Here is a 24,412-nt window from a genome sequence, read left to right on the forward strand (position 1 = left end):
GCCCTGCTGACCCGAGGCACGGGCGCCGCCCTCACGGCCGGAGGGCACGGTGCAGCGCGACGATGCCGCCGGTCAGATTGCGCCAGGCCACCCGCTGCCAGCCCGCCGACCCGATCTGCTCCGCCAGCGCCGCCTGATCCGGCCACGCGCGGATCGACTCCGCCAGGTAGACGTACGCATCCGGGCTGCTCGCCACCGACCGCGCCACCGCCGGCAGCGACCGCATCAGATACGACAGGTAGACCGTGCGAAAGACGGGGTTGACCGGGGTGCTGAACTCGCAGACCACCAGCCGGCCACCGGGCTTCGTGACCCGGGCCAGCTCGCGCAGCGCCGCGTCCGTGTCCTGCACGTTGCGCAGCGCGAAGGAGATGGTCACCGCGTCGAAGCTGGCGTCGGCGAAGGGCAACCGCAGCGCGTCCCCGGCCAACAGGGGCAGTTCGGGGCGGGTCCGCCGGCCCGCGGCCAACATGCCCAGGGAGAGGTCGGCGCCGACCGCGTACGCCCCCGATCGGGCGAGCTCCCCGGTCGAGACACCGGTGCCGGCACCCACGTCCAACACCCGCTCGCCGGGCCGCAGGTCCAGCGCGGCCCGGGTCGCCCGCCGCCAGGACCGGTCCTGCCCGAAGGAGAGAACGGTGTTCGCCAGGTCATAGCGGGCGGCCACGCCGTCGAACATCGTGGCGACCTCGTGCGGCTGCTTGTCCAGGCTGGCGCGCTGGCCCTGCGACGTACTCACCCCTCCACTGTGCCAGCCGTCGCACCTCCCCCCGGGAGGGCCCCCTGCCAGGCCATCCACGCCGCACCCCCACACCACGAGGGCGGGGTGGCCGTCGGCCCGCCCCGCCCTCGTCGACACCGGCTGTCAGTCGGCGTCCCGCTCCGACTCCGGGCTCACCAGGACAACCTTCCGTCGCCGTGAGAGCAGCAGCAGCGCAGCGCCGGCCAGCAGCACGACCGCACCAACGCCACCGATCAGGCCGACCTGCACCCCGGTGACCGGCAGGCCGCCGCCACCACCGGAGCCGGTCGGGGTATCCGTGGCGGTCGGGGTAGCTGTGGCGGTCGGGGTTGCCGTGGCGGTCGGGGTAGCCGTGGCGGTCGGGCTCGGCGAACCGGTGGGCGTGGGGCTCGGCGCGGAGAGGTTGACGAAGACGTCGAACTGGGCCGAGTCATCGCCGGGGTCGGTCTCCGCGAAGATCCGCCGCTGCTGGTCGGAGGCGGTTCGCGGCGTCGCCGCCGCCGCGCCGGAGGCGAGGTCGAGACCCACCGAGTAGAGGCTGCCCGGGCGGAGCACCGGCTCGGTCACGTCGGCGCCCACCCGCACCCGCACCGGCGCGGTGTAGAACTCGCCGGGGTCCAGCACCGCACCAGAATCGGCGCAGTGCACCTGCACCAGGCCATCGAGACCCGACTCTTCACAGCCCGCCGGCACTTCGGCGAAGGTAACGCCGGCCGGCAGGGTGATCCCGTACGCGATACCGGTGGCCGAGCGGCTGCCGTGGTTGTAGACGGCCCAATCCAGTGGCGCGGTCTCACCCGGCCGTACCGGCGTCCGTGCCGGCTCACCGCTGTCGTCGCCGTCGACCTCCACGTCGGCGTAGACGTCCTGCACCCAGCTGGTGAGGTCGTAGCCGGGCTTGACGACGGTGATGTCGTGCTCGATCTCGTTGTCCCCCGGGACCGGGTCGGCGGTGGCCGAGGTCACGGCGATGGCCAGGTGACCAGCATCACCGCGCTTGCCGAGGGAGAAGAGGGGGATACCGAAGTCCTCGCTGGTGCCGGCGGGCAGGTCACCGAGGAGGCAGCTGAAGGTGGTCCCGGTGGCCTCGCAGCCCGCCGGCACGACCACGCCGACCTTGCGTTCCTTCAGGTGCGCCGTCTCGACGGTCACCCGCACGGACTTCGCGTCGGCCGCGCTGCGGGTGTTGTTGATCTGGACCTTGAAAGGCTTGGCTCTGGCCTCCTCGACACCCTTGGCCAGCTCGTAACTGAGCGGAATCAATGCCAGGTCGGCCTGGTCAGCGGCGTGCGCCGGAGCGGACACCGATGCTGCCGGCCGCGACGAACAGGGCGACCGCCCCGGCCCGGGCCAGCGACGGACGGTGGAGCAACATCATCGATCCCCCCGAGGGTTAGGGACACGAGTTTCGAAACGAGCGGAGGCCCACCACCCCTCGATCGGGGTGGGGCGGCCCGGGCAGGCTCGCCCGGACCCGAAGCACCGGGCCGGGACACTAGCGGGCGATGATCACCCTGGCTAGCCCGCCGCGTGGGCGTGCGAACGTTGCCCTCGCAGCCAAGCCCGGGGATTGTCCGGATTAGCGGGGGTTGTCATCCACAACGTGGACCATCACATCGACGAACAGGCCACCGAAGTCAATACCTTCGGCCCACACCCTCGAGCCGTCCAGCCTCACACTAGCGTCGCTACCGAAAGGCCGGGTAGATCACCCGGCGTCAACCAGTGGCAGCGTCTTCCCGGCGCCGCCGCCCGGCAGGGCGATCGACGAGAAGTGCGACACCACCCGGTCATCCCGCGGGTCCTCGGCGGGAGTGCGGTGCACGGCGAGTCGCCGGTAGTGGGTGTCCCGCTGGGCGGGGATCCGGTCCGCTGACCGGATCATCCCGATCAGGTCGTGCAGGTTCGAACGGTGCCGCGCTCCGGCCGAGGAGATGACGTTCTCCTCCAGCATGATCGAGCCCAGATCGTCAACCCCCATGTGCAGCGCGAGCTGACCGACATCCTTGCCGGTGGTGAGCCACGACGCCTGGAGGTGTGGCACGGTCTCGAAGAAGAGCCGGGACACTGCCACCAGCCGCAGGTACTCCAGGGTGGTGGCCTGGGTCCGACCCTTGAGGTGGTTGTTCTCCGGCTGGTAGGTCCACGGGATGAAGGCCCGGAAGCCCCGCGTCCGGTCCTGCACGTCGCGGATCATCCGGAGGTGCTCGATCCGCTCGGTGGCGGTCTCCCCGGTACCCATCATCATCGTCGCGGTCGACTCGATGCCCTGCTGGTGGGCGAGCTCCATCACCTCGAGCCAGCGCTCACCGGACTCCTTCAGCGGCGCGATCGCCTTCCGCGGCCGGGCCGGCAGCATCTCGGCGCCGGCGCCCGCGATCGAGTCCAGGCCGGCCGCCTTGATCCGGGTGATGGCCTCGGTCAGCCCCACCCCGGACACCTTCGCCATGTGCAGGATCTCGCTCGGGCCGATCGAGTGGATGGCGAGCTGCGGGTAGGCCCGCTTCACCGAGGAGAAGAGCTCCTCGTAGTACTCCACCCCGTAGTCGGGATGATGCCCACCCTGAAGCATCACCTGGGTGGCGCCCAACTCGACGGCCTCGCCGCAGCGGCGCAGGATCTCCTCCGTCGGGTGGGTCCAGCCCTCCCGGTGCTTGGGCGCGCGGTAGAAGGCGCAGAACCGGCACGCCGTCACACAGACGTTCGTGTAATTGATGTTGCGGTCGATCAGGTACGTGACGATGTTGTCCGGGTACCACCGCCGCCGTACCGCGTCGGCCGCCTCACCCAGCGCGTGCAAGGGCGCTTCGGTGTAGAGCAGCAGGGCCTCCTCAGGCGTGATCCGCCCGCCGTCCGCGCCGCGCTGCAGGATGTCGTTGATCTCCCGGCTCACCGTCACGCTCCCGAGCCTACGTCGCCCCGGCCCGACCGGTGACGAGCGGCCACCGGCGGTGTGAGCTCTCCGGCCGTTGACCCGCCGCCGCCCGGGTGGCCGACCAATCGCGGCCGGCACCGCCCCGCGGGCTCAGGCATCGTAGTCAACCGTGAGTCGATCGGTGGTCGGGCTGGACTGGCAGGTGAGAACGTAACCCGCTGCCAGCTCGTCCGGCTCCAGCGCATAGTTGCGGGCCATCGTCACCGCACCGGCCACGACCTTCGCCCGGCAGGTCGAACAGACGCCCCCCTTACACGCGTACGGCAGCTCCGCGCGAACCCGCAGCGCCGCGTCCAGCACCCGATCCGCCCGGTCCATGGTCACCGTTGACGAACGCCCGTCGAGGATGATCGTGACCTCGGTACCCGCCTCCGGCTGGTGCTCGGGGCGGCGGACCGGCTCCGGGGGCGCATCCACGTGGAAGAGCTCGGCGTGCACCGCGGCCTCCGGGACGCCCCGGGCGGTCAGGACCCGCTGGGCGTCCGTCACCATCCGGTACGGGCCGCAGAGGAACCACTCCTCGATCGCCTCGGCCGGCACGATCGTGTCGAGTAGCCGGCCCAGCCGCTCGGCGTCGATGCGGCCGGAGAGCAGGGGGGACTCGCCCTGCTCGCGGGAGAGCACGTGGACCAGGTGCAGCCGGGTCGGGTAGCGGTCCTTCAGGTCGGCGAGTTCCTCGGCGAACATCACGGTGCTCGCCGAGCGGTTGCCGTAGACCAGGGTGAAGGTGCTGGCGGGTTCGACGGCCAGGGCCGTGGCGACCAGGGAGAGCACCGGGGTGATACCGGAGCCGGCGGCCACCGCCGCGTAGGCGCGCACCCGGTCCGGCCGCAGCGCGGTGGTGAAGTGGCCGAGCGGCGGCAGCACCTCGACGGTGTCACCGCCACGTAGGGCCGCACAGGCATACGTGGAGAAGGCACCGCCGGGGATCTCCCGGACCCCGATCCGCAGCAACCCCCGCTCGGCCAGGTCCTGGGGCGTCGAACAGATCGAGTACGAGCGCCGCACCTCCTCGCCCTGCTCCGTCCTCCGGCGCACGGTCAGGTGCTGGCCGGGGGTGAACGCGAAGGTCGCGCGCAGCTCGTCCGGTACGGCGAAGGTGACGGCCACCGCATCAGCGGTGAGCCGGTCGACGGTGGCCACGGGCAGCGGGTGGAAGACCGGCCGACGACGGGTCGGCCGGGTGATCGTGACAGTCACAGTGCCTTCAGGTGGTCGAAGGGTTCGGTACAGGATCGGCAGCGTCGTAAAGCCTTACACGCGGTCGAACCGAAGCGGCTGATCTGCTCGGTCTCCGGGGATCCACACCACGGGCAGCGGACCGTCAGGGTCAGCGGCACCGGGCCGGTGGGGCGGACCGGAGCGGGTGGGGCGATGCCGGCACGGGCGAGTTTGGCCCGCCCCGCCTCGGTGATCCAGTCGGTGCTCCACGGCGGCGTGTAGACGGTACGGACCTCGGCCTGAGGGTGGCCGGCGGCGACGAGCGCCTGACGGATGTCGGCCCGGATCACGTCCATCGCCGGGCAACCAGTGTAGGTGGGGGTGATGGTGACCACCACCCGACCGGTGCCCGGTTCCTCGTCAACCGACCGCAGAATGCCGAGCTCCGCGATGGTGATCACCCGGATCTCGGGGTCCACCACCGCGGCCACCGCAGCCCGGGCGGTCGTCACCAGGACGCTCCGGGATGAGCTCGGTGCAGCACCTGCAGCTCGGCGAGCAGGTACGACAGGTGCTCGGTGTGCACGCCGCTCCGGCCGCCGTCCGGCTTCCAGGCGGTCTCGGGCACCGTCAACGTGGCCTCGGCGAGCACGCCGGAGACGACTGAGTCGAAGTCGACGCGCAGGGTGGCCGGATCGACCGGCGCGGTCGGGTCCGGGGCGAGGAGTTCGTGCGTGTACGGCCAGACCTCGTCAACCGCCGCCTGCATCCGGCGATGCGACTCGTCGGTGCCGTCGCCGAGCCGCCGCACCCACAACGAGGCGTGATCCAGGTGGTAGGCCGACTCCTTGCGCGCCTTCGCCCCGATCGCGGCCAGCCGCTCGTCGCCGCAGCCGGCCAGCGCGGTGTAGAGCGGCACCTGGTACGCCGCCAGAAAGAGCAGCTTCGCCATGGTCAGCGCGAAGTCACCATTGGGCAGCTCGACCAGGAGGCAGTTGCGGAACTCCCGGTCGTCGCGCCGGTACGCCAACGCGTCCTCGTCCCGCCCGGCTCCTTCCACCTCGCCCGCGTAGGTCAGCAGCAGGCGTGCCGCCCCGAGCTGGTCGAGGGCGATGTTGGACAGGGCGATGTCCTCTTCCATCTCCGGCCCACGGGTGCACCACTGGGCCAGCCGCTGGGCCGCGACGAGCGCGTCGTCGGCGAGGCCCAGGACGAAGTCGAAGCGGTGGGTGACGGCCCCCGGCACGGTCAGCGTCGTCGCCGGCATGGCTCCCGGCGCGGTCTGTTCGGCTTGCGCGGTCACAGGTGAGCAGCCCCCTCCGGCACCTCGTAGAAGGTCGGGTGCCGATAGACCTTGTCCGCCGCCGGGTCAAAGAAGGCGTCCTTCTCATCCGGGCTCGACGCGGTGATGGCGGCGGCCGGCAGCACCCAGATCGACACCCCCTCCTGTCGCCGGGTGTAGAGGTCCCGGGCGTTGCGCAGAGCCAGCTCGGCGTCGGCGGCGTGCAGGCTGCCGACATGGGTGTGCGCCAGCCCACGCCGGGCCCGGACGAAGACCTCCCAGAGCGGCGCCGGCGGAGCCCCACCCGGCTGGCCGGTCGGCTCGCTGTACTCGCTCACGCCACCTTCTCCTTCTTACTCGCCTGTTCCTTCTTGTTGGCCTGCTTGGCCGCGTACGCGGCGGCGGCGGCCCGGACCCAGGCACCCTCCCGATGCGCCCGACGGCGGTGCTCCATCCGCTGCCGGTTACACGGACCCGCCCCCTTGATCACCCGCATCAGCTCCGCGTAGTCGGGCTGGGTGAAGTCGTAGGCACCGCGCTCGTCGTTCCAGCGCAGCGCCGGGTCGGGGAGAGTGAGGCCGAGCACCTCGGCCTGACCCACGCACATGTCCACGAACCGCTGGCGCAGCTCGTCGTTGGAGAAGCGCTTGATCTTCCAGGCCATCGACTGGGCGGAGTGGGTGGAGTCGGTGTCCGGCGGGCCGAACATCGCCAGCGATGGGTACCACCAGCGGTTCACCGATTCCTGAGCCATCTCCCGCTGGGCCGGGGTGCCGTGGGCGAGGGTGTAGAGGATCTCGTACCCCTGCCGTTGGTGGAACGACTCCTCCTTGCAGATCCGGATCATCGCCCGCGCGTACGGCCCGTACGAGCAGCGACACAGGGGCACCTGGTTGACGATCGCCGCGCCGTCCACCAGCCATCCGATCGTGCCCATGTCGGCCCAGCTGAGGGTCGGGTAGTTGAAGATCGAACTGTACTTTTGCCGGCCCGACAGCAGCAGGTCAACCAGCTCGTCCCGGCTGACCCCGAGGGTCTCCGCGGCGGCGTAGAGGTAGAGGCCGTGGCCGGCCTCGTCCTGCACTTTGGCGAGCAGGATCGCCTTGCGCTTGAGGGAGGGGGCACGAGTGATCCAGTTGCCCTCCGGCTGCATCCCGATGATCTCGGAGTGGGCATGCTGCGCGATCTGGCGAATCAGGGTCGCGCGGTACGCCTCCGGCATCCAGTCCCGCGGCTCGACCTTCTGGTCAGCGGCGATGACCTCGGCGAAGTAGGCGGCCGGATCCGCACCGACGGCACCGTGCCGCCCACGCTCGGCTGCCTCCCGCAGCGCCGTCTCGGCCGCCTCGACCTCGCCGAGTAGGCCGCCGGAGGTGTCGTCGGCGGGGAAGTCATTCCCATACATGCCCCAAGTGTTACAGCTCAGCACGTCAATCTCTAGGGGGTGTAACAGGTTTCCGGCCAAGGGTCAGCCACCCAACCCCACCGACAGCACTATGAGCCGAGTCACAATCAAGCCCTAAATAGGTTCATAAAGCGCGCACCATCCGCAACTCCCGCCATTTATGACACGCCTTCGCCGGGAACGAGTCTCGGCGCGGCGCGGATCCAGACGTAGACTTCCCGCGGTCACACCGACCTGCTGCCGGCGATCGTTACGTAGCCGAGGCCACCCCTGCCTCGACCGCGCCGATCCCTCCCCGGTCTTGCGAGCCGGCCCCCTGGCCCCGACATCTGGAGTCCACCCAGTTATGCGTCCACGGTTGCTAGCCGTCATGGCGGTCGTCCTCGGAATTGCTTTGATCATTCCCGCTGCGTACGCCCGCCTCGACGATGGCGGCACCGACACCGAGGCGAGCATTCCCACGCCCGCTCCCTCCCCGCCCCCGCCGCCGACCCTGGCCGACGCGCCGGTGTCCGTACCCTTCGAGGGCGAGTTCTTCTCCTGGGCGCTGATGGACCGCCAGACCGACACGATCTCCGGTGCGGAGAACCTCGCCGACACCAGCTCCACCGAGTCGATGATCAAAGTGTGGTTCGCCGCCGACTACCTCAACCAGCTCGGTGACGAGTCGCTCTCGACGACGATGCGCGACGCCATCACCACCGCGGTCCGGGACAGCAACGACGACGCGGCGAACCTGCTCTACCGGGAGGTCGGCAGGTCGGCCACCATCGACCGGATGATCAGCACCTGCGGCCTCACCGACACCAAACCCGGCACCGTGTCGGGCTACGTCGGGTGGTGGAGCTTCACCCAGATGTCCCCCCGGGACGCGGTCCGGCTCGGCGACTGCATCGCCGACGGAACGGCCGCCGGGCCGACGTGGACCGAGTTCCTGCTGGACGAGATGAGCCAGGTTCGGGGTACGACCGCCCCCGACGACCAGAACGCGCGCTCCGGAGGCGGCCGCTGGGGGATCATCGACGGCCTACCCGAGTCGATCACGAGCCAGGGTCCGGTCGGCATGAAGAACGGGTGGACAGCCCTGAATTACGACGGCAACTGGCACGTCAACTGCCTCGCGGTGAACGACCAGTGGAGTCTCGCCGTGATGATGCGGTACCCGCAGCAGAGCGGGCTCGACTACGGCGCCCAGACCTGCGCCAACGTCACCACCCAGCTCGTCACCCCGCAGCCCGGCGCCGGCCTGAAGGTGCCGCAGCAGCCGACGGCCTCGCTTGATGAGCTGATCTCCGACTTTCTCGGGGAGGATCTCTGATGGCCAGCCAGCCTGACGCGCGGCAGGGCGGCACCTCACTGCTCAAGGTGGCCGCGATCACGGCCGTACTGATCGGTTTCGTGTTGGCCTCCCTCCGCCTGCTACCCGGGTCACCCTTCGCCTCCGACGCGACGGCCCAGTGGGGAGGGAGTCCAGCACAGGAGCAGTCTGGCGGCCCCACAGAGCAGATCCAGCCCACGCCATCGCCGAGCCCGACCCTCGAACCGCTACCCTTCGCAGCGAACGATCTCACCAGCCTGGGCATCGACAGCTGGTACGCCTGGAGCGTGCTGGACCGCCGTACCGGTGAGATCATCGGCTCGGAGAACATGGCCGAGACCAACACCACGGCTTCGATGATCAAATCTTGGATCGTCGCCGACTATCTGCGCCGCACGGTGGAGGCCGGCCGGACCCCGACCGAGACCGAGCTCGCCGACGCCACCAAGATCATTCGTGATAGTGACAACGCCCTCACCCAGGAGTTCTACAACAACCTCGGCGGGTCCGTCACCATCGAGCGCCTACTGTCCCGATGCGAGCTGACCGACAGCAACGTTTCGGAGGACGGTGGCTGGAGCCGGACCGAGCTGTCCCCGCGGGACACCGCCCGGCTCGGTGAGTGCATCGCCGACGGCACGGCCGCCGGCCCGGAGTGGACGGACTGGCTCCTCGAGGAGATGCGGCTGGTGCGGGGCACCGGCGACTTCGGCATCCGCAAGGCCTTTCCGTCGGCGGTCAGCGAGACCATCGCCATCAAGAACGGCTGGGTGGACCGCACCCGCGAGCAGGAGAACCATGTCAACTGTCTGGCGATCGGCGACACCTGGACGATGGGGTTGATGCTGCGCTACCCGGTCGCGCAGGGCTACCAGTACGGCATGGACAACTGCCAGAAAATCACCGAGGCCCTGCTGACCGAACCGCTCTGACCGGCGACGCGCGCCGCGAGTTGGTCCGCCGAAGGAGCGGGCCAACGCCATCGCGGGCCACTGTGGTCAGCCGAGGCCACAGTGGTCAGCGCGGGGCGTAGCGGTCAACCGACAAAGCGGGCCGGTCCGTCGGCGGGAAGCTCGGGGACGGCGCCGGCGGCAGCGGCCCGGCGGGCGAACTCGCGCAACCCGGCGATCTGGCGATCACCCAGGCTGAAGTCCAACCTCCGAAAGTACGTCGCCAGGGTCTCCGCGTCGAAGCTCTCCCAACGGGCGGCCGCCGCGGCCACCTGGTCCAACTCGGCCAGGCAGAGGTCCCGGGACCGCAGGAACGCCTCGTGCACCTCCTTGACCAGGCCGGGGTGCGCGGTGGCGAAGTCGCGCCGTACCGCCCAGACGGCGAAGACCATCGGCAGCCCGGTCCACTCGTTCCACGCCTGGCCGAGGTCGGTGACGGTGAGGCCGCGGGACGGCGCTTCCAGGAGGGCCCGCAGCGCCACATCACCGATCAGGACCCCAGCGTCCGCCTCCAGCAGCATCTGGGTCAGATCCGGCGGGCAGCGGAAGTACTCGGGCCGCACCCCGTACCGCTCGGCGAGCAGCAGCTGAGCCAGCAGCACGCCGGTCCGCGAGGTCGACCCGAGCGCGACCCGACGCCGGTCGAGGTCGGCCAGCGGGCGGGTCGAGACGACGTTGACCGAGAGCACCGGTCCGTCACTACCCACCGCGAGATCGGGCAGCAGCAACAGGTCATCGGCGTTGCGCAGGTACTCCACCAGGGTGATCGGGCCGATGTCCAGGTGACCGGCGACCAGCGCGGCGCTCAACCGATCCGGCGAGTCCTTGTGCAGGTCCACGTCGATCAGGGCGCCCGAGCGCATCAGCCCCCAGTAGATCGGTAGGCAGTTCAGGAACTGGATGTGCCCGACCCGAGGGCGCGCTACCGGCTCTACCATGCCCCGACCGTATCGCCGCCACCGCGCACCGCGACGCCGGGTCAGGGTCGAAGTGGCCAACGCCGCAGCCAGCGCCGGATCCGAAGGTCATCCGCTATCTGAGCCGGCCGCCAAGGGGCCCGGCGGCGTGCGTCACGCCCGGAGCGGGCACCGCAGCACCGCCGGCATCGTCGAGCGCATCGGTGGCGAGCGCTCCGGGCAACGGGCGGGCATGCAGCACCGTCAACCGGGTCACCGCGCGGGTGAGCACGACGTAGAGCCGGTGCAGTCCACGCGGTTCCGCGTCCACGATCTCGGCCGGTTCGACCACGATCACATGGTCGTACTCCAAGCCTTTGGCCAGCGTCGCCGGGACTACGGTGACGCGCCCGGGGGCGTCGAGTTCCCCGGGCTCTTCGCCGGCGGCGACGAGCGCGGCCCGCAGCTTGTCAAGGTGCCGGTCAGCGGCGATCACCCCGACCGACCCCGGTAGCGAGGTGGTCGCGGCCAGCTCCGCGACCACCTCGGCGGCCAGGTCGTCCACCCGGCGCAGGACGAGATTGCCGTCCGAACGCAGCGACACCGCTGGGGGGACGTTCACCTCCAGCGCGGGCAGCAGCCGGTTGGCCAGCGCAACCACCGCCTCCGGTACGCGGAACCCGGTAGTCAACGGCACGACCGCCGCGTCGGGCTTGCCCAGGTGCCGCAGCGACTCCCTCCAGTCGGTCGCCGCCCACGGTGCCGTGCCCTGGGCAAGGTCACCGAGGAGCGTGATCGACCCGTGTGTGGTACGCCGGGCGACGGCCCGACACTGCATCGGGGAGAGGTCCTGCGCCTCGTCGATGATGATGTGGTGGAGGCTCGGCTCCCGCTGCAGGAGCCCGGCGGCCTCGTCGAGCAGCACCAGATCGGCGCTGCTCCACCGGACGCTCCGGACGCTACGGAAAGGCCGGGGCCAGCGCAGCGCCTGACACTCGGCCTCGGTGAGGATGCCCTCGGCAGCCCGGGCCAGCACCTCCGCGTCGCTGAGCAACTCGAAGACCAGCGACTGCGGCGTCACCGCCGGCCAGCAGGCGTCGAGGAACTCGGCCACCGGTTTGGCCTTTCCCATCCGCCGTTGCCACGGCTCCCCCGGCGACTCGCCGGAGCGCGTCTCGGCCTGGCGTTGCAGCAGGCCGACGACCCGGGCGCGGACCCGTTCCCGGCCGACCAGGTATGCCGGATCCTCCCGCCGGGTGTCGTCGACCAGGCGGGTGAGCACCCCCGGATCGATGCGCCACCGGTAGGCGCCGTCGGATACCTGGATCGCGGAGTCAGCTCGGCCCAGCCGGGACCAGAGCGCCCGCCGCAGCACGGTCGCCATCCGGGGGTCGTGCTTGACAACCTCGGCCTCGACCGGATCAACACCGGAGATGGGCACCCGGCCGATGAGCCCCTCCGGGGTGGCCTGCCGCACCTCCAGCTCACCGAGCGCGGGCAGGACCGCCGAGATGTAGCCGAGGAACGCCGAGTTCGGTCCGAGAATCAACACGCCCGTACGCCGAAGCCGTTCCCGGTGCAGATAGAGCAGGTAGGCGGCCCGGTGCAGACCGACGGCGGTCTTGCCGGTCCCGGGTGCCCCCTGTACGCAGATCGAGGTGTCGAGGTCGGCGCGAACCAGCTCATCCTGCTCGGGCTGGATCGTGGCGACGATGTCGCGCATCGGCCCGACCCGCGGGCGTTCGATCTCCTCGATCAGGATCTTGCTGGTGCTGCCGAGTTCCTCGCCCTGGTCGAGGCGTTCGTCTTCAAAGCTGGTCAGGTCGCCCCCGGCGAACCCGAACCGACGGCGGGTCCGTACGCCCTGCGGGTCACGGGCGCTGGCCTGGTAGAAAGCGCGACTGACCGGCGCTCGCCAGTCCAGCACCAGCGGCTCACCAAGCTGATCGGTAACGTGCCGCCGTCCGATGTGATAGCGGCCGGTCACCGGACCCGCTCCCGGCTCGAGGGTCTCTCTGGGCTCGGCGGCGCCGTCGAGGTCGAGGCGGCCGAAGAACAGCGGCGTACGGGGGTCGTCGGCGAGCTCGGCCACCCGCCGGGCCAACGCCACCCCGAGGGTCTCCGCGGAGAAGGGATCCCCGGCGATCTTCTCGCCGACGGCGTACATGGCTTCGGCGTGCCGGCGCATCGCGTGCAGGGCAGCCCGCGACGCGGCCATGTGCGTGCGCTCGGCGTCGAGCTCAACAGTGAGGTCAGCGGTGTGGTCGGCAGGCATGACGGCGGCTCCTCCGGGTCGACAGGGTGACCTGGCCGCCCGGCCACCCACGTCGGGTACCGGCTGTGCCTCGGCGCGGCGCGAGAGCGCACGGATCGACCAGCCTAGCCCGTCCGGCCGCTCCCATCGACGAATTTTCGCTGGCGGCCGCCGACAGCAACACCGGCACTTCCTCCCATCAGCCTCCTCCGCTGGCGGCGCCGCCTTCGGTTGAATTCTCGGTGGGTTCGGAGACCGAGTGCTGTGCTCTCCACTCCAGACACTGCTCGACCGACCTACGCAACGTCGGGTTCAGCTCGGCTGGACCCATCGCCAGTAGTTCGATCCCGCTGGTGGGGTCTGCTCCGGGTAGACCCGGCCTGCCGACTAGTAGGACCGCGCTGACAGCCACGACTGCCGTGGCTGCGGCGATGGCGACTCGCATGGGGGTGGATCGAGGAGATCGGTCATCACTGCTCCTGCTTGTTGTCGGTGCTGAATATCCGGGCCAGCCGTGCCCGGACGCGACTCACCCGGGAACGAAGCGCGACCTCGCTGATCCCGAGCACGGCCGCGGCCTCGGCGTAGGAAACGCCGGACCAGAGACACAGGGCGACCGCCTCCCGCTCGGCGCGAGGCAGCCGGCGGACTGCCGAAAAGGACCGACGCCATCCGGCGCTCGTCGTCCAGCCGACCGGCGACCTCGTCGGCGGGGTCGGCGTGGGCCTCCCGGTCCTGCGGCACCCGGCGCAGCAGCGCCCGCCATCGACGGGCGGAACGCCACTCGGTCTCCCCTGCCGCAGGACACCTCTTGGGGGTGACATTTCCCTTTTTCCCGCCGATCGGGCTGCGGCAGTGCCACCATGCGGGTCGGGGCCGGCCACCGTGGCCGGCCCGGACGAGAGGGGTTGACGTGGGCATCGTTCCGGCGGGCACCCCCTGCTGGGCCGACCTGGCCACGCCGGACCTCGACGACGCGCGCCGCTTCTACCCGGAGCTGTTCGGGTGGACCGGGCGGATCGCGCCGGAGCCCGAGGCGGGCGGCTACACCGACTTCCTCCGCCACGGCCAGGCGGTGGCGGGTGCCGGGCCGCCGGCCATTCCCGAGCAGGTGCCGATCTGGTCGATCTACATCGCCGCCGACGACGCCGACCTGGTGGCCGCTCGGGTCGAGGAGGCCGGCGGGCAGCTCGTGGTGCCCCCCTTCGACGTGTTCGACCGGGGTCGGATGGCGGTGTTGAGCGACCCGGCGGGGGCGACGCTGTCTGTGTGGCAGCCGTTGACGATGCCCGGCGGTGAGGTCTTCGGGGTACCGGGGGCGATGAGCTGGACCGAGCTGGTCACCCCCGACCCGGAGAGCGCGAAGGTCTTCTACGAGCTGGTCTTCGGCTGGCAGCCGGACGAGTCGCCAACCGGTTCGGCCCGGCACACCGGCTGGCGCCTCGGCAGCCAGATCGTCGCCGGGATGACCACGCCGCTCGGCGACCTCCCGGCCGGTGCGCCCGCGTACTGGTCGGTGTACTTCGGGGTGGCGGACGTGGACGCGACCGCCGCCCGGGCTGCCGCCCTGGGCGGGGCGATCCTGGTGCCGCCCCGCGACAGCGCGGCCGGTCGCTGCACGGCCCTGCGCGACCCACAGGGTGCCCTCTTCAACGCGATCGCCCCGCCCTGACCTCCAGCATCCCTGCCCAGGCGGTCAGCACCGGCCCAGCACCCCGTCGGGCGCCGAGGCGGGGCGGACGGGTACCACCAGTGGGCCGTGCTCGCCGTCGATCACCTTCACGGTGGCGCGGTAGTGGCGAGCCAGCAGCTCCGTCGTGAGCACCTCCCGGGGGCTGCCGACGGCGGCGACATGGCCGTCCGCGAGGAGCACCATCCGGTCGGCGTACTCGCCGGCGATGGAGAGATCGTGCATGGTCGCGACCACGGTCAGGCCATGCGCACGGCGGAGCTGGTCGACCAGTTCGAGGACGTCCTGTTGGTGGCCGATGTCCAGCGCGCTGGTCGGCTCGTCGAGCAGCAGCAGGGTGGCCCCCTGGGCGAAGGCTCGGGCCAGGAAGACCCGCTGCCGCTCGCCACCGGAGAGGGTGGCAAGTTCCCGGGCGTGGAATCCGGTGAGGTCCAGCCGGTCCAGGACATCGTGCGCGGCGGCCAGGTCGGCGGTGGACTCCCGGCCCAGCGGCGCGATGTACGGGGTGCGGCCGAGCAGCACGTAGTCCAGGACCGACATCCCCGCCGGCACCACCGGCGACTGGGCCACCGTCGCCACCACCCGGGCCCGGTCCCGGCGACACAGCTGCTGGATCGGCGTACCGAAGAGGGAGACCGCGCCCTCGGTGGGCAGCAGGCCGCCGACGGCGCGCAGCAGCGTCGACTTGCCGGCGCCGTTCGGGCCGATCACGGTCACCCACTCGCCGGCGGCGACGCTCAGATCAACCCCGGTCAGGATGGGTACGCCGGCCAGTCGGACCCGCAGGTCGCGTACCGCCACTGCCGGCGCGCTCATCCCAGCACCCGCCGGGCGCTGCGCAGGACCAGAACGAAGAACGGGCCGCCGAGCAGGGCGGTCACCACACCGATCGGGATCTCCTCGGGGGCAGCCGCGGTACGGGCGATCACGTCGGTCAGCGCCAGGAACGCCCCGCCGAAGAGCATCGACAGCGGCAGGATCACCCGGTAGCTGGAGCCGGCGAGCAGTCGTACGGCGTGCGGCACGATAATTCCGACGAAGCCGATCAGCCCGGACGCGGAGACCGCGGCGGCGGTGCCGAGGGAGGCGGCGGCGATCAGCAGGTAGCGGGACCGTTGCGGGTGCAGGCCCAGGCTGGTCGCCTCGTCGTCGCCGACCGAGAGGACGTCCAGCTCCCGCCGGTGCAGCAGGACCACCACGGCGGTCAGCAGGAAGTACGGCAGGACCAACCACACGTCGTGCCAGCCGGCGGTGGCGAGCCGTCCGAGTAGCCAGGCATAGACCTGTTGGATGCTGTCTGCATTGCGTTGCAGCAGGTACGTCTGTCCGGCGGAGAGGAAGGCGGAGACCGCCACCCCGGCCAGGATCAGGGTCGCCGGTGATCGGCTTCGGCCACCGGCGGAGCCGAGCAGGTAGGTCAGCGTGACCGCGCCGATCGCGCCGACGAACGCGGCCAGCGGGACGGTGACCGGCAGCCCGGTGTTCGCCCCGCCGGCCCCGCCAATGGTGATCACCACGGTGACCGCCAACCCGGCGCCGGCCGCGACCCCGAGCAGGTACGGGTCGGCCAGTGGGTTACGGAACACGCCCTGGTAGGCGCCGCCGGCCAGGGCGAGCAACCCGCCGACGAGCAGGCCGAGCACGGCCCGGGGCAGGCGCAGCTCGGTGATGATGGCGATCTCCCGCTCGGTGAGCCCGCTGTCGAGGCCGACCCCGGGGAGGAGGTTCAGCAGCTCGACCGCGACGCTGCCGGGCGGCAGGCTGACCGGGCCGAGGGAGACGCCCGCCACCAGGGCGACCAGGACCGCGGCCAGCCCGGCGACGAGCCAGCCGGGCCGCAGCCCGGCTGGCCGAGCCACGGCCGGCCGCCCCTCCGGCAGGCCGGAGGGGCGCTGGGTTACCACCTGCCGCATGGGAAGGCCTTGCTACCGCCGCCGGTCCAGCGTCACGCGGGGACCTTGGCGGTCGCCTCGATGATCGTGCGGAGCAGGTCGACGACGCGCGGGCCCCACCGGGAGGCGATGTCGTCGTCGAGCGCGACGACCTGGTTCTCCTGCACGGCGGTGATCGTCGCCCAGCCGGGTCGGGCCTGGACCGACGCGACGCTCTGCTGGCAGCACTTGGTGTCGGCGAGGAAGACGAAGTCCGGGTTGGCCTGGACGATGACCTCCTCGGAGAGCTGTGGGTAGCCGCCGCTCGCGCCATCCGCGTCGGCCGGGTCGGCGATATTCTCGAGCCCGACGAGCGCGTAGAGCGAGCCGATGAAGGTCTTGCTGGTGGCGGTGTACAGCTGGGGGCCGAGCTCGTGGAAGTAGGTGAGCTTCTCCGCCCGCTGGGGCAGGCCGGCGACCAACTCCGCGATGTCGTCCTTCATCTGGCTGACCACGTCGGCGGCCTCGGCGGGGTGCCCGGTCAGCGCGCCCACCTCGGTGAGCTGCCGATAGGTGTCGTCCAGCGTGACCGCCGCCGGGGTGAGGAAGACCGGGATCTTCAGCGTGGTGAGCTGGTCCACAATCTTGTTCTGGTCGCTGGCGAGCAGCACCAGGTCGGGGTTCTGGGCGGCGATCGCCTCGGCGTTCGGCTGGAAGCCGGAGAGGTCGGTCCGCGGCGCCTCCGCCGGATAGTTGGAGTTGTCGTCGACCGCGACGACCTGCGGCCCCGCCCCGATCGCGAAGAGCATCTCGGTGGCGGTCGGCGACAGCGAGACGATCTTCTCGGGCTGCTGGTCCAGCGTCAGCGAGCCGACAGTCACCGGGAAGGTCGCGGCGCTCGACGCGCCGCTTTCGGCTGCGGGGGAATCGGTGGTCTTCTCGGCGCAGCCGCCGAGCGCGAGCGCGGCCACCGCGAGGGCCGCGGTGAAGAACCGGGGGGTACGTCTGGACATCGGGCCTCCTGTCGGTCGAGGAGTTGGTGCTTCGCCGACAGGGACCGAGGTGCCCGTCCACGAGGCGCCCTTCCTCGAGAGCGCGTATCGCGACCGACCGCAGGCGACCTGACTCGTCTCCGGGACAAGCCCGGGGCATCACAGTTGCGGGACAGTGCCGGTTTCCCACCGGCTTCGCTGCGGGATGGTCGGTAGCACGGTAGCGCACGGTCGGGCCGGAGCCCGGAGTTGGCCGCAGACGTGTGACGAGGTGGGGTGGGGGCCCCGGGACAGGGCCCCCACCTGGATTCAGGAAACGGTGATGGTGACGTTGTCGACTGCTGCCTCGACGAGGCTGCCGCCGGCGGCGTCCGCCGCCGTCACCTGGATCTGGACCGACTGGCCGGCGTACGGCGTCAGGTCGAGATTGGCCACCGACCAGGAGGCGCTGCGGTTGGTCGCCGCCCCGGCCTGGTTGAGCAGGGTGGTGGTGCCGCCGCTGTGCACGACGCTGACCCGGAAGTAGTCGGCGGAGGAGGCGTTCGAGTAGTGCGCCAGGTACCAGGCCAACGAGAGGGTCAGTGTGCCGCTCGACGGCAGGGCCACCGCTGGGGAGCGGGCGCTGGTCACGCCGCCGTCGATGTCGTGGGTGCCCGCCGAGGAGCCGGCGAGCCGACCGGTAACCAGGTCGTTACTGCCCGCGTACGGGGTGAGCTGCTTGGCACCGGAGTAGCTGGTCGCCTGGGCGGCGCCCCGCTCCCACTGGCCGGTGGTGGCGGTGTCGGTGCCGTCGGGGTCAATGGTCCAGCCGGTCGCGGTCTCGAAGGTGTCCGCCCAGACCGTCTCCCCGCCGCCGCCACCGTCGCAGTACTGGTCCTCCTTGCCGATTGCCCGGTACGGGCAGTCGGCGTACTCGGAGAGGAGCAGCACCGCTTCCCGGTTGCGGGCGGTCTCCGCCGGGATGACCTCATCGGGTGGGTAGAAGCCGCCGCCCGCGGCGGAGCCGGGGTAGAGCTCGAAGGTGTACGCCCAGATTTCGTGCTCCCCCCACATCCAGTCGATGCTGCTGCCGTCGGTGATGTAGAGGTCGCTGGACTGCTGCGGGGTGTAGCCGTTGGTGGCCGCCATCTCCCCGCCGATGGTGGCGAAGGTGTTGTACTGGTCGGCCGTCATCCCCGGGGCGGTGTTGCTGTAGGTGTAGCCGAACGGCCAGAGCACCAGCTCGGAGTAGGTGTGGAAGTCGATGTTGGCCTTGATCTGCTGGACTCCGCCCACGACCCGGCTGTCAACGAAGTCGCGCACCGCATCGGTCTCCGGGGCGGAGAAGGGCGACGGGCCCCGGTAGGTGCTCGACGAGGTGGAGCCGGAGGAGCCGCCGCAGCAGCCCCAGAGGTAGTCCCAGTTGCGGTTCAGGTCGGTGCCGACCCAGGACGAGCCGCTGTTCGGCTGCCGGTTCTTGCGCCATGACCGGTACGAGCCGGTGGCGATGTCGTACTCGCTGCCGTCCGGGTTCACGGTCGGCACGATCCACAGCTCCCGGCTGTTGACCACGTTGGTGACCCGGGAGTTACTGCCGTAGTCGTCGGTGAAGAGGTTGAGCAGGTAGATCGCCATCTCCACGGTCAGGTGCTCCCGGGCGTGCTGCTGGGAGTTGAAGAGGATTTCCGGTTCGTCCTCATCGGTCCCGACGTTGTCGGAGATCTTCACCGCCATCAGGTCCCGGCCCTCGTGCGAGGTGCCGATACTGACCTTCCGCGCGATGCTGGGGTGGTCCGCCACCACCTGGTTCACCACCGCCGTCAGCTCGGCGTAGTTGTGGTAGTCGGAGTCGGCAGGCGGAAAGTCAAAGGTGCCGACGTCCCCGTGGTCGTGGTCGGTCGGCGTTACCGGAACCTCCTCCAGCTCGAAGCCCAGCCGGGTGATCGCGGCGGCCTCGGCGGCGGTGGCGGAGACGTGCAGGACACCGTGCTCGGAGTAGTCGATCGCGGCGCCGGTGCTGGCGACCGCGCTGCGGTCGGTCACGGTACGCGGGCCGAGCACCCGGTACTGGACGATGGCCGACTCACCGGTGGGGTCCGGCGTGGTGTTCGCGGAGACCGGTGACGCGGCAAAGGTGAGCAGGCCGAACCCCGCGGCGACGACGAGCGCGAGGCGGCGGCGAAGGGTGGGGGTGCGGAAGGCCATGGACAACCTCCTGACAAGCGCGGGAAACCTTTCCCGCCTGGTACCGCACACTCCACCACTCAACGCATGGTCATATCAATATTCTTCCATGTATAAATTAAATGGCGATCCCGCAGCACCACACTCCTGCTGCGTGTGGACACCCGCCGCCGAAGCCGGGCCGTCCCGGCAGCGGCTCGGTTTTCCCGGCCAGAGATCAGGACTTCGGCGCGTCGCCGCCCGACTCCGCCGAGTCCGTCCCGGCGTCGTCCTCGCCGGCCAGCGCGGAGCGCAGCCGCTCCTTCTCCGCGCGCCGCCGCTCGGTGGCAGCGGCCATCTCCTCGGCCATCTCCTCCCGCCACGGACGCAGCAGGAAGAAGGAGAGCGCCGCCGAGAAGATCAGCGCCACCATCAGCTTGATGAAAAGATTCAACTCCACGAACCACAGGGCCGCCAGCACGACGACAAACAGCCCGATCCGGCCCAGCGTGTACTTGACCGCCGCGCTCATCTCCGTACTCCGTTCTCCGCCGTCAGCGGGCGGCCTCAGCCCGTCCTCCGGGCGAGCCACCGCACGCCGTGGAACCACACCACCGCGTACCCCACAGTGAAGGCCGCCGCGCCCAGCCCGCCGGAGACCACCGGCGGCAGCTCAGCGGTGAGGCCAGCCACCGCTAGGCCGAGGGCCAGCCCCACGGCCCCGGCTACCAGGCCCGCCACCACCCGGGCGGCACCGAACCCCCAGGCGCGAAAGTCATCCCAGTAGAGCCAGGCCGGCAGGATCACCGCCAACCACCCGTTGGCCTGACCGAACTCCCCCGAACTGAGCGAAGTGACACCCCAGTCCAGGGCCACCAACGCGAGCACCCCGATAACCCAGCCGGCCAGGCTCACCCCGAGCAGGTCGCCCAGGGTCAGCACGCGCCCCTCGGCATCTCGCCGGGGAATTCTGTTGCGCTGCTCGGTCATGGCCCTACGAGGGTACGCGAACCGCCGACCAGCACGATCAGGCCCACACCTGCTGCGGCTGGGCGCGACGCTCGGCGAGCGAGGGCGCGGCGTCGTACTCGCGCACGATGTCGTACCGAGTGTTGCGCTCGACCGGGCGGAACCCGGCATCCCAGATCAGGTCCAACAGGTCAGCCCGGTGCATGGTGTTCGGGGTGCCGTACGAGTCGGCGTCATGGGTGATCTTGTATTCGACGACCGAGCCGTCCAGGTCGTCCACGCCGAAGTTCAGCGACAGCTGGGCGACCGAGAGCCCGTGCATCACCCAGAAGCACTTCACGTGCGGGACGTTGTCGAAGAGCAGCCGGGACACCGCGTACGTCTTCAGCGACTCCGCCGGCGAGGCCATCGTCGTCCGCGCCTGGATCTGGTTACGGATCTTGCCGTCCGCCGAGTCGACGAAGTCATGCTGGTAGCGCAGCGGGATGAAGACCACGAAGCCGTTGGTCTCGTCCTGCAGCTCCCGCAGGCGCAGCACGTGGTCAACCCGGTGCCGGGGCTCCTCGATGTGCCCGTACAGCATGGTCGACGGGGTCTTCATGCCCTTGTTGTGCGCCAGCCGGTGGATGCGGGACCAGTCCTCCCAGTGGCAGGCGTGGTCAACGATGTGCTGCCGCACATCCCAGTCGAAGATCTCCGCACCGCCGCCGGTCAGCGACTCCAGACCGGCGTCCATCAGCTCGTCCAGGATCTCGTCGGCGCTCAGACCGCTGATCTTCTCGAACCACTGCACCTCGGTCGCGGTGAATGCTTTGAGCCGAACCTTCGGCAGCGCCGCCTTCAGCTCACGGAGCACCTTCGGGTAGTAGCGCCATGGCAGGGTGGGGTGCAGCCCGTTGACGATGTGCAGCTCGGTGAGCTGCTCGTCCTCCATCTCCTTGGCCTTGCGGACCGCCTCGTCAATCCGCATCGTGTACGCGTCCTTCTCGCCCGGCTTGCGCTGGAACGAGCAGTACGCACAGCTGGCGCTGCAGACGTTGGTCAGGTTCAGGTGCCGGTTGACGTTGAACATCACCCGGTCGCCGTTGAGCTCAGTCCGCCGGTGGTGCGCAAGCCGACCCAGCCAGGTCAGGTCGTCGCTGTCGTAGAGGGCGATCCCGTCCGCGCGGGTCAGCCGCTCGCCGGCGTACACCTTCGCTTCGAGCTCGCGCTTGAGTCCGGCGTCCATCTCCAGCCCCGTCCCTTCCGCCTGCGGTCCCGGTCGAGCCTACGTGGGCCGGCGAACCCACGGTCAGTGCGGGCGGCGGGCCGCGACGAACCTCACCGCTCTCCCCGCCGCCCTCACCGGAACTCTCAGCCAGTCGTAACCCGGCAACGCATCGACACTGCTGCCCGCGTGCGATAGGACAGGGTGGGGCCGGGCGCGACACACCACTGGTAGCGTCCGGACACCGTGTGCACCCAATGCACGGATTAACCCGGACAAGGAGTGGAATGGGCGACAGCGGCTACGGACGGCGACCTCGACGACGCCCGGTGATCTCACCGGTGCTCCGCCCGAAGCTCTGGTCCGCGTTGCTGGGCATCATCGCCGCCGGCGCGCTCAGCGCACCGGTCTACGCCGATCCGCCACTGCCCAACACCGTGCCCGACAGCGGCGCCCGCCCGGTCCTGTCCGGCCCGCTGAGCCTGCCCGGCGACGGACCGCTCACTGAGTCCGCCACAACGCCGGTCAACAACCTCATCGACGGTCCGCTCGCCACCCAGATCTACGCGGCCGAGGCCCGCATCGGCCAGCTGAGCGACGAACTACTCCTGCTGAAGCAGCAGCGCACCGAGGCCAAGGCGCAGCTCATCACCGCCGAGCAGGAGCTGAACGTGGCCCTGGCCGCGCTGGCCAAAGCCCAGTCGCGAGCCGATGCCGCAGCCGCCGAGGCGATCAAGGCAGCTGCGGCGTTGCCACCCGCGCCCTTCGCCGACGATCTCCAGGATCTGAGTGAGCTCTCCGGCCTGGTCCGGGGAGAGAAGGTCGCGGGCGGGGAGACCACCGCGGCGACCCGGAAGCTCAACCGGGCCCGCACCGACGAGCAGGCCGCGCAGCAGGCGATGACAGCGGCGCAGTCCCGAGTACGCTCCATCGACACCGCCTACGCCAGCACCGAGCAGGCGCTGCGCAGCGAGCAGGCGAAGCTCGCCACCCTCCGCCAGGACAACGCCGCCCAGTTGCTGGAGCTGGAGCGTCAGCAGGAGGCGGCGGAGCAGGCAATCGGCGCGCAGTGGGTCGCCAACGAGACGGCAAACGGGCTCGCCGCACACCCCATCGCCCACGCGGCGGTCGCCTACGCGATGGACCAGCTCGGCGATCCGTACCTCTGGGCGGCCGAGGGGCCGGACCGATTCGACTGTTCGGGCCTGATCTGGGCCGCCTATCGCTCGGCCGGCTACCGCAGCCTGCCCCGGGTCTCCCGCGACCAGTACTACGCGACCCGGCACCGCACCGTTGCCCGGACCGGCCTGCTCCCCGGTGACCTGCTCTTCTTCGCCTCCGGGTCGAGCTGGACCAGCATCCACCACATCGGGATGTACATCGGCGGCGGGCGGATGATCCACGCGCCGAGCAGCGGCGACGTGGTCAAGATTTCAACCGTGACCTGGTCGCGCCTCTACGCGGCAACGCGAGTGATCGGCGGGGTTCCCGCATCGACCACACCCACGCCCACGCCAACCACCTCGACCACCCCGAAGCCGACACCGACACCGTCCCCCTCGGCCACGAGCACCCCGTCCCCCACGACCAGCCCGAGCACCAGCCCATCCCCCACCACCTCCCCCTCGGCGCCCCCAACCAGCACCCCGTCCCCCACCACCTCGCCCTCGGCGCCTCCGACCGACACCCCGTCCCCCACGACCAGCCCGAGCAGCACCCCGTCCGCCACCACCTCCCCCTCGGCGGATCCGACCGACACTCCGCCCCCCACCACCTCATCCTCGGCCGGGCCGACCGAACCCCCGTCGCCCTCGACGACCGGCAGCTCATTCCTGCCGTAGCCCGGCGCGACCGCTGCGAACCGCCGTCCTGCGATCAGGGCCGCGGACTGCACGGGGCACCTGAGGTGATGCGACAACCGGCCGGTAGCCCTGCTCCGGCTGTGCTACCTGGACGGAATGTGGCACGGTGAGACCAGGCATTCCCGGCTCGGGTGGCACGAGTCCGGGTGCGAGCACGGCGCGGAGGGCGAACATGGCCGAGCAGAACGATCCGGTGGACCCATCCGCCGCCGACGCGACAGCCATTCGGTCGGTGACGGGGGAGGCCCGGGTCTACCACCAGGCTGGTCCCGGCGAGCCCGAGCCGGCGCGACCGCCCGAGCCGGCGCGACCGCCCGAGCCGGCGCGACCGCCCGAGCCCGTGCAGCCACCTGAGCCGTCCGTTCCGGACCCGACCCCGCCCGCGCCCGAGCCGCCGCCGGCACCCCCGGCCCCCGGCCCCCACCCGCCGGGTCCGATCCGACCGCAGCCGGCACCACCCGGGCCGCCGGCACCGGCGCCAACCGACCCGGCGCCGACGTCCCCGTTCCCACCGCCACCGATCACCTCCGGTGGCGGCACCGAGCCGTCCGGGCGAGCCGGCGCCCCCGCGCCCGGCCCGTTCCCCACCCCGCGCACCGCGACCTCGCCGGTCTCCGGGGACCGCACGGAGTCACTACCACCCACGGCCTCGTCCATCAGCACCCAGGTAGTCCCAACAGCCGGCCACCAACACCCACCCACGGCCGCCGCCGCCCACACCCAGGTAATCCCAACA

At 70.8% G+C, this 24,412-nt stretch carries 20 protein-coding genes, 2 pseudogenes and 1 riboswitch; of the genes and pseudogenes, 4 read left to right on the forward strand and 18 right to left on the reverse strand.

The genetic code is table 11. The annotated features are described in order from the left end of the window. Positions 1-31: 31 nt before the first annotated feature. From K228_RS0114035 to paaA, 8 genes and pseudogenes are all read right to left on the reverse strand, one after another. Positions 32-739, reverse strand: a complete 708-nt coding sequence (locus K228_RS0114035) for a demethylmenaquinone methyltransferase (protein WP_025619008.1) — start codon at positions 737-739, stop codon at positions 32-34. A 126-nt stretch (positions 740-865) separates the two neighbouring features. Beyond that, a pseudogene (locus K228_RS25630) lies at positions 866-2,120 on the reverse strand (cell wall anchor protein). 330 nt (positions 2,121-2,450) lie between these two features. After that, positions 2,451-3,641 carry a cyclic dehypoxanthinyl futalosine synthase gene (mqnC, locus tag K228_RS0114050; protein WP_025619009.1) on the reverse strand — a complete coding sequence of 397 codons (1,191 nt, stop codon included), beginning with the start codon at positions 3,639-3,641 and terminating at the stop codon, positions 2,451-2,453. A gap of 126 nt (positions 3,642-3,767) precedes the next feature. Continuing rightward, the gene (gene paaE / locus K228_RS0114055; RefSeq protein ID WP_025619010.1) at positions 3,768-4,877 is read right to left on the reverse strand and encodes a 1,2-phenylacetyl-CoA epoxidase subunit PaaE; all 1,110 of its coding nucleotides are present in this window, start codon (positions 4,875-4,877) and stop codon (positions 3,768-3,770) included. Next, positions 4,874-5,350 (reverse strand): 1,2-phenylacetyl-CoA epoxidase subunit PaaD, encoded by a 477-nt coding sequence (gene paaD / locus K228_RS0114060; RefSeq protein ID WP_025619011.1) that lies wholly within the window; start codon positions 5,348-5,350, stop codon positions 4,874-4,876. The genes paaE and paaD overlap by 4 nt, the downstream gene beginning before the upstream one ends. After that, complete coding sequence (gene paaC, locus K228_RS0114065) at positions 5,347-6,141, reverse strand: 1,2-phenylacetyl-CoA epoxidase subunit PaaC (RefSeq protein ID WP_025619012.1); 795 nt, start codon at positions 6,139-6,141, stop codon at positions 5,347-5,349. The genes paaD and paaC overlap by 4 nt, the downstream gene beginning before the upstream one ends. Next, positions 6,138-6,458 (reverse strand): 1,2-phenylacetyl-CoA epoxidase subunit PaaB, encoded by a 321-nt coding sequence (gene paaB / locus K228_RS0114070; protein ID WP_018720785.1) that lies wholly within the window; start codon positions 6,456-6,458, stop codon positions 6,138-6,140. The genes paaC and paaB overlap by 4 nt, the downstream gene beginning before the upstream one ends. Then, entirely contained in the window at positions 6,455-7,525 is a 1,071-nt protein-coding gene (gene paaA / locus K228_RS0114075) for a 1,2-phenylacetyl-CoA epoxidase subunit PaaA (RefSeq protein ID WP_025619013.1), read from the reverse strand. Before paaA ends, paaB begins: the two co-directional genes overlap by 4 nt. A gap of 346 nt (positions 7,526-7,871) precedes the next feature. Between paaA and K228_RS0114080 the strand changes: the two genes are divergently transcribed. Together K228_RS0114080 and K228_RS0114085 are read left to right on the forward strand one after the other, a co-directional pair. Continuing rightward, on the forward strand, positions 7,872-8,843 hold the full coding sequence (locus K228_RS0114080; RefSeq protein ID WP_025619014.1) for a serine hydrolase: 972 nt from the start codon (positions 7,872-7,874) through the stop codon (positions 8,841-8,843). Further along, positions 8,843-9,775 carry a serine hydrolase gene (locus tag K228_RS0114085; protein ID WP_025619015.1) on the forward strand — a complete coding sequence of 311 codons (933 nt, stop codon included), beginning with the start codon at positions 8,843-8,845 and terminating at the stop codon, positions 9,773-9,775. Before K228_RS0114080 ends, K228_RS0114085 begins: the two co-directional genes overlap by 1 nt. A 104-nt stretch (positions 9,776-9,879) precedes the next feature. On the opposite strand, the gene K228_RS0114090 is transcribed toward K228_RS0114085, so the two are convergent. The 3 genes and pseudogenes from K228_RS0114090 to K228_RS25635 form a co-directional block, all read right to left on the reverse strand. After that, the gene (locus K228_RS0114090; RefSeq protein WP_025619016.1) at positions 9,880-10,731 is read right to left on the reverse strand and encodes a menaquinone biosynthetic enzyme MqnA/MqnD family protein; all 852 of its coding nucleotides are present in this window, start codon (positions 10,729-10,731) and stop codon (positions 9,880-9,882) included. 94 nt (positions 10,732-10,825) lie between these two features. Continuing rightward, the gene (locus K228_RS0114095; protein ID WP_025619017.1) at positions 10,826-12,964 is read right to left on the reverse strand and encodes a HelD family protein; all 2,139 of its coding nucleotides are present in this window, start codon (positions 12,962-12,964) and stop codon (positions 10,826-10,828) included. 548 nt (positions 12,965-13,512) lie between these two features. Continuing rightward, a pseudogene (locus K228_RS25635) lies at positions 13,513-13,767 on the reverse strand (hypothetical protein); the annotation flags it as partial. Between the two features lie 89 nt (positions 13,768-13,856). Here K228_RS25635 and K228_RS0114105 point away from each other — a divergent pair. Continuing rightward, positions 13,857-14,615, forward strand: a complete 759-nt coding sequence (locus K228_RS0114105; protein WP_025619018.1) for a VOC family protein — start codon at positions 13,857-13,859, stop codon at positions 14,613-14,615. A 24-nt stretch (positions 14,616-14,639) separates the two neighbouring features. Here the strand turns inward: K228_RS0114105 and K228_RS0114110 are convergent, their stop codons facing one another. The 7 genes from K228_RS0114110 to mqnE form a co-directional block, all read right to left on the reverse strand. Beyond that, positions 14,640-15,449: an ABC transporter ATP-binding protein gene (locus tag K228_RS0114110; protein WP_025619019.1), complete on the reverse strand. Its 810-nt coding sequence runs from the start codon at positions 15,447-15,449 to the stop codon at positions 14,640-14,642. Next, positions 15,446-16,546, reverse strand: a complete 1,101-nt coding sequence (locus K228_RS0114115) for a FecCD family ABC transporter permease (RefSeq protein WP_025619020.1) — start codon at positions 16,544-16,546, stop codon at positions 15,446-15,448. The genes K228_RS0114110 and K228_RS0114115 overlap by 4 nt, the downstream gene beginning before the upstream one ends. 32 nt (positions 16,547-16,578) lie before the next feature. Continuing rightward, complete coding sequence (locus tag K228_RS0114120; protein ID WP_025619021.1) at positions 16,579-17,517, reverse strand: ABC transporter substrate-binding protein; 939 nt, start codon at positions 17,515-17,517, stop codon at positions 16,579-16,581. 81 nt (positions 17,518-17,598) lie between these two features. Further along, positions 17,599-17,744, reverse strand: a riboswitch (cobalamin riboswitch). A 61-nt stretch (positions 17,745-17,805) separates the two neighbouring features. After that, on the reverse strand, positions 17,806-19,680 hold the full coding sequence (locus tag K228_RS0114125) for a M14 family metallopeptidase (protein WP_025619022.1): 1,875 nt from the start codon (positions 19,678-19,680) through the stop codon (positions 17,806-17,808). A 196-nt stretch (positions 19,681-19,876) separates the two neighbouring features. Then, positions 19,877-20,170, reverse strand: a complete 294-nt coding sequence (locus tag K228_RS0114130) for a DUF4229 domain-containing protein (RefSeq protein ID WP_025619023.1) — start codon at positions 20,168-20,170, stop codon at positions 19,877-19,879. 35 nt (positions 20,171-20,205) lie between these two features. After that, positions 20,206-20,628 (reverse strand): hypothetical protein, encoded by a 423-nt coding sequence (locus tag K228_RS0114135; RefSeq protein ID WP_025619024.1) that lies wholly within the window; start codon positions 20,626-20,628, stop codon positions 20,206-20,208. 37 nt (positions 20,629-20,665) lie between these two features. After that, the gene (gene mqnE, locus K228_RS0114140) at positions 20,666-21,835 is read right to left on the reverse strand and encodes an aminofutalosine synthase MqnE (protein WP_025619025.1); all 1,170 of its coding nucleotides are present in this window, start codon (positions 21,833-21,835) and stop codon (positions 20,666-20,668) included. Positions 21,836-22,101: 266 nt separating this feature from the next. Here mqnE and K228_RS0114145 point away from each other — a divergent pair, with 266 nt between their 5' ends. Next, a complete protein-coding gene (locus K228_RS0114145) occupies positions 22,102-23,655 on the forward strand; it encodes a C40 family peptidase (RefSeq protein WP_025619026.1) in 1,554 nt (517 codons plus the stop codon). Positions 23,656-24,412 lie beyond the last annotated feature (757 nt).

The sequence above is a fragment of the Salinispora cortesiana genome (genome assembly GCF_000484695.1).
Classification (GTDB): Bacteria; Actinomycetota; Actinomycetes; order Mycobacteriales; family Micromonosporaceae; genus Micromonospora; species Micromonospora cortesiana.

What these genes read in the sequence shown, in the direction of transcription:
- paaA (WP_025619013.1), bottom strand. Translation starts at nt 7,525, where the DNA reads ATGTATGGGAATGACTTCCCCGCCGACGACACCTCCGGCGGCCTACTC.
- K228_RS0114080 (WP_025619014.1), top strand. Translation starts at nt 7,872, where the DNA reads ATGCGTCCACGGTTGCTAGCCGTCATGGCGGTCGTCCTCGGAATTGCT.
- K228_RS0114085 (WP_025619015.1), top strand. Translation starts at nt 8,843, where the DNA reads ATGGCCAGCCAGCCTGACGCGCGGCAGGGCGGCACCTCACTGCTCAAG.
- K228_RS0114090 (WP_025619016.1), bottom strand. Translation starts at nt 10,731, where the DNA reads ATGGTAGAGCCGGTAGCGCGCCCTCGGGTCGGGCACATCCAGTTCCTG.
- K228_RS0114095 (WP_025619017.1), bottom strand. Translation starts at nt 12,964, where the DNA reads ATGCCTGCCGACCACACCGCTGACCTCACTGTTGAGCTCGACGCCGAG.
- K228_RS0114110 (WP_025619019.1), bottom strand. Translation starts at nt 15,449, where the DNA reads ATGAGCGCGCCGGCAGTGGCGGTACGCGACCTGCGGGTCCGACTGGCC.
- K228_RS0114115 (WP_025619020.1), bottom strand. Translation starts at nt 16,546, where the DNA reads ATGCGGCAGGTGGTAACCCAGCGCCCCTCCGGCCTGCCGGAGGGGCGG.
- K228_RS0114120 (WP_025619021.1), bottom strand. Translation starts at nt 17,517, where the DNA reads ATGTCCAGACGTACCCCCCGGTTCTTCACCGCGGCCCTCGCGGTGGCC.
- K228_RS0114125 (WP_025619022.1), bottom strand. Translation starts at nt 19,680, where the DNA reads ATGGCCTTCCGCACCCCCACCCTTCGCCGCCGCCTCGCGCTCGTCGTC.
- K228_RS0114130 (WP_025619023.1), bottom strand. Translation starts at nt 20,170, where the DNA reads ATGAGCGCGGCGGTCAAGTACACGCTGGGCCGGATCGGGCTGTTTGTC.
- K228_RS0114135 (WP_025619024.1), bottom strand. Translation starts at nt 20,628, where the DNA reads ATGACCGAGCAGCGCAACAGAATTCCCCGGCGAGATGCCGAGGGGCGC.
- mqnE (WP_025619025.1), bottom strand. Translation starts at nt 21,835, where the DNA reads ATGGACGCCGGACTCAAGCGCGAGCTCGAAGCGAAGGTGTACGCCGGC.
- K228_RS0114145 (WP_025619026.1), top strand. Translation starts at nt 22,102, where the DNA reads ATGGGCGACAGCGGCTACGGACGGCGACCTCGACGACGCCCGGTGATC.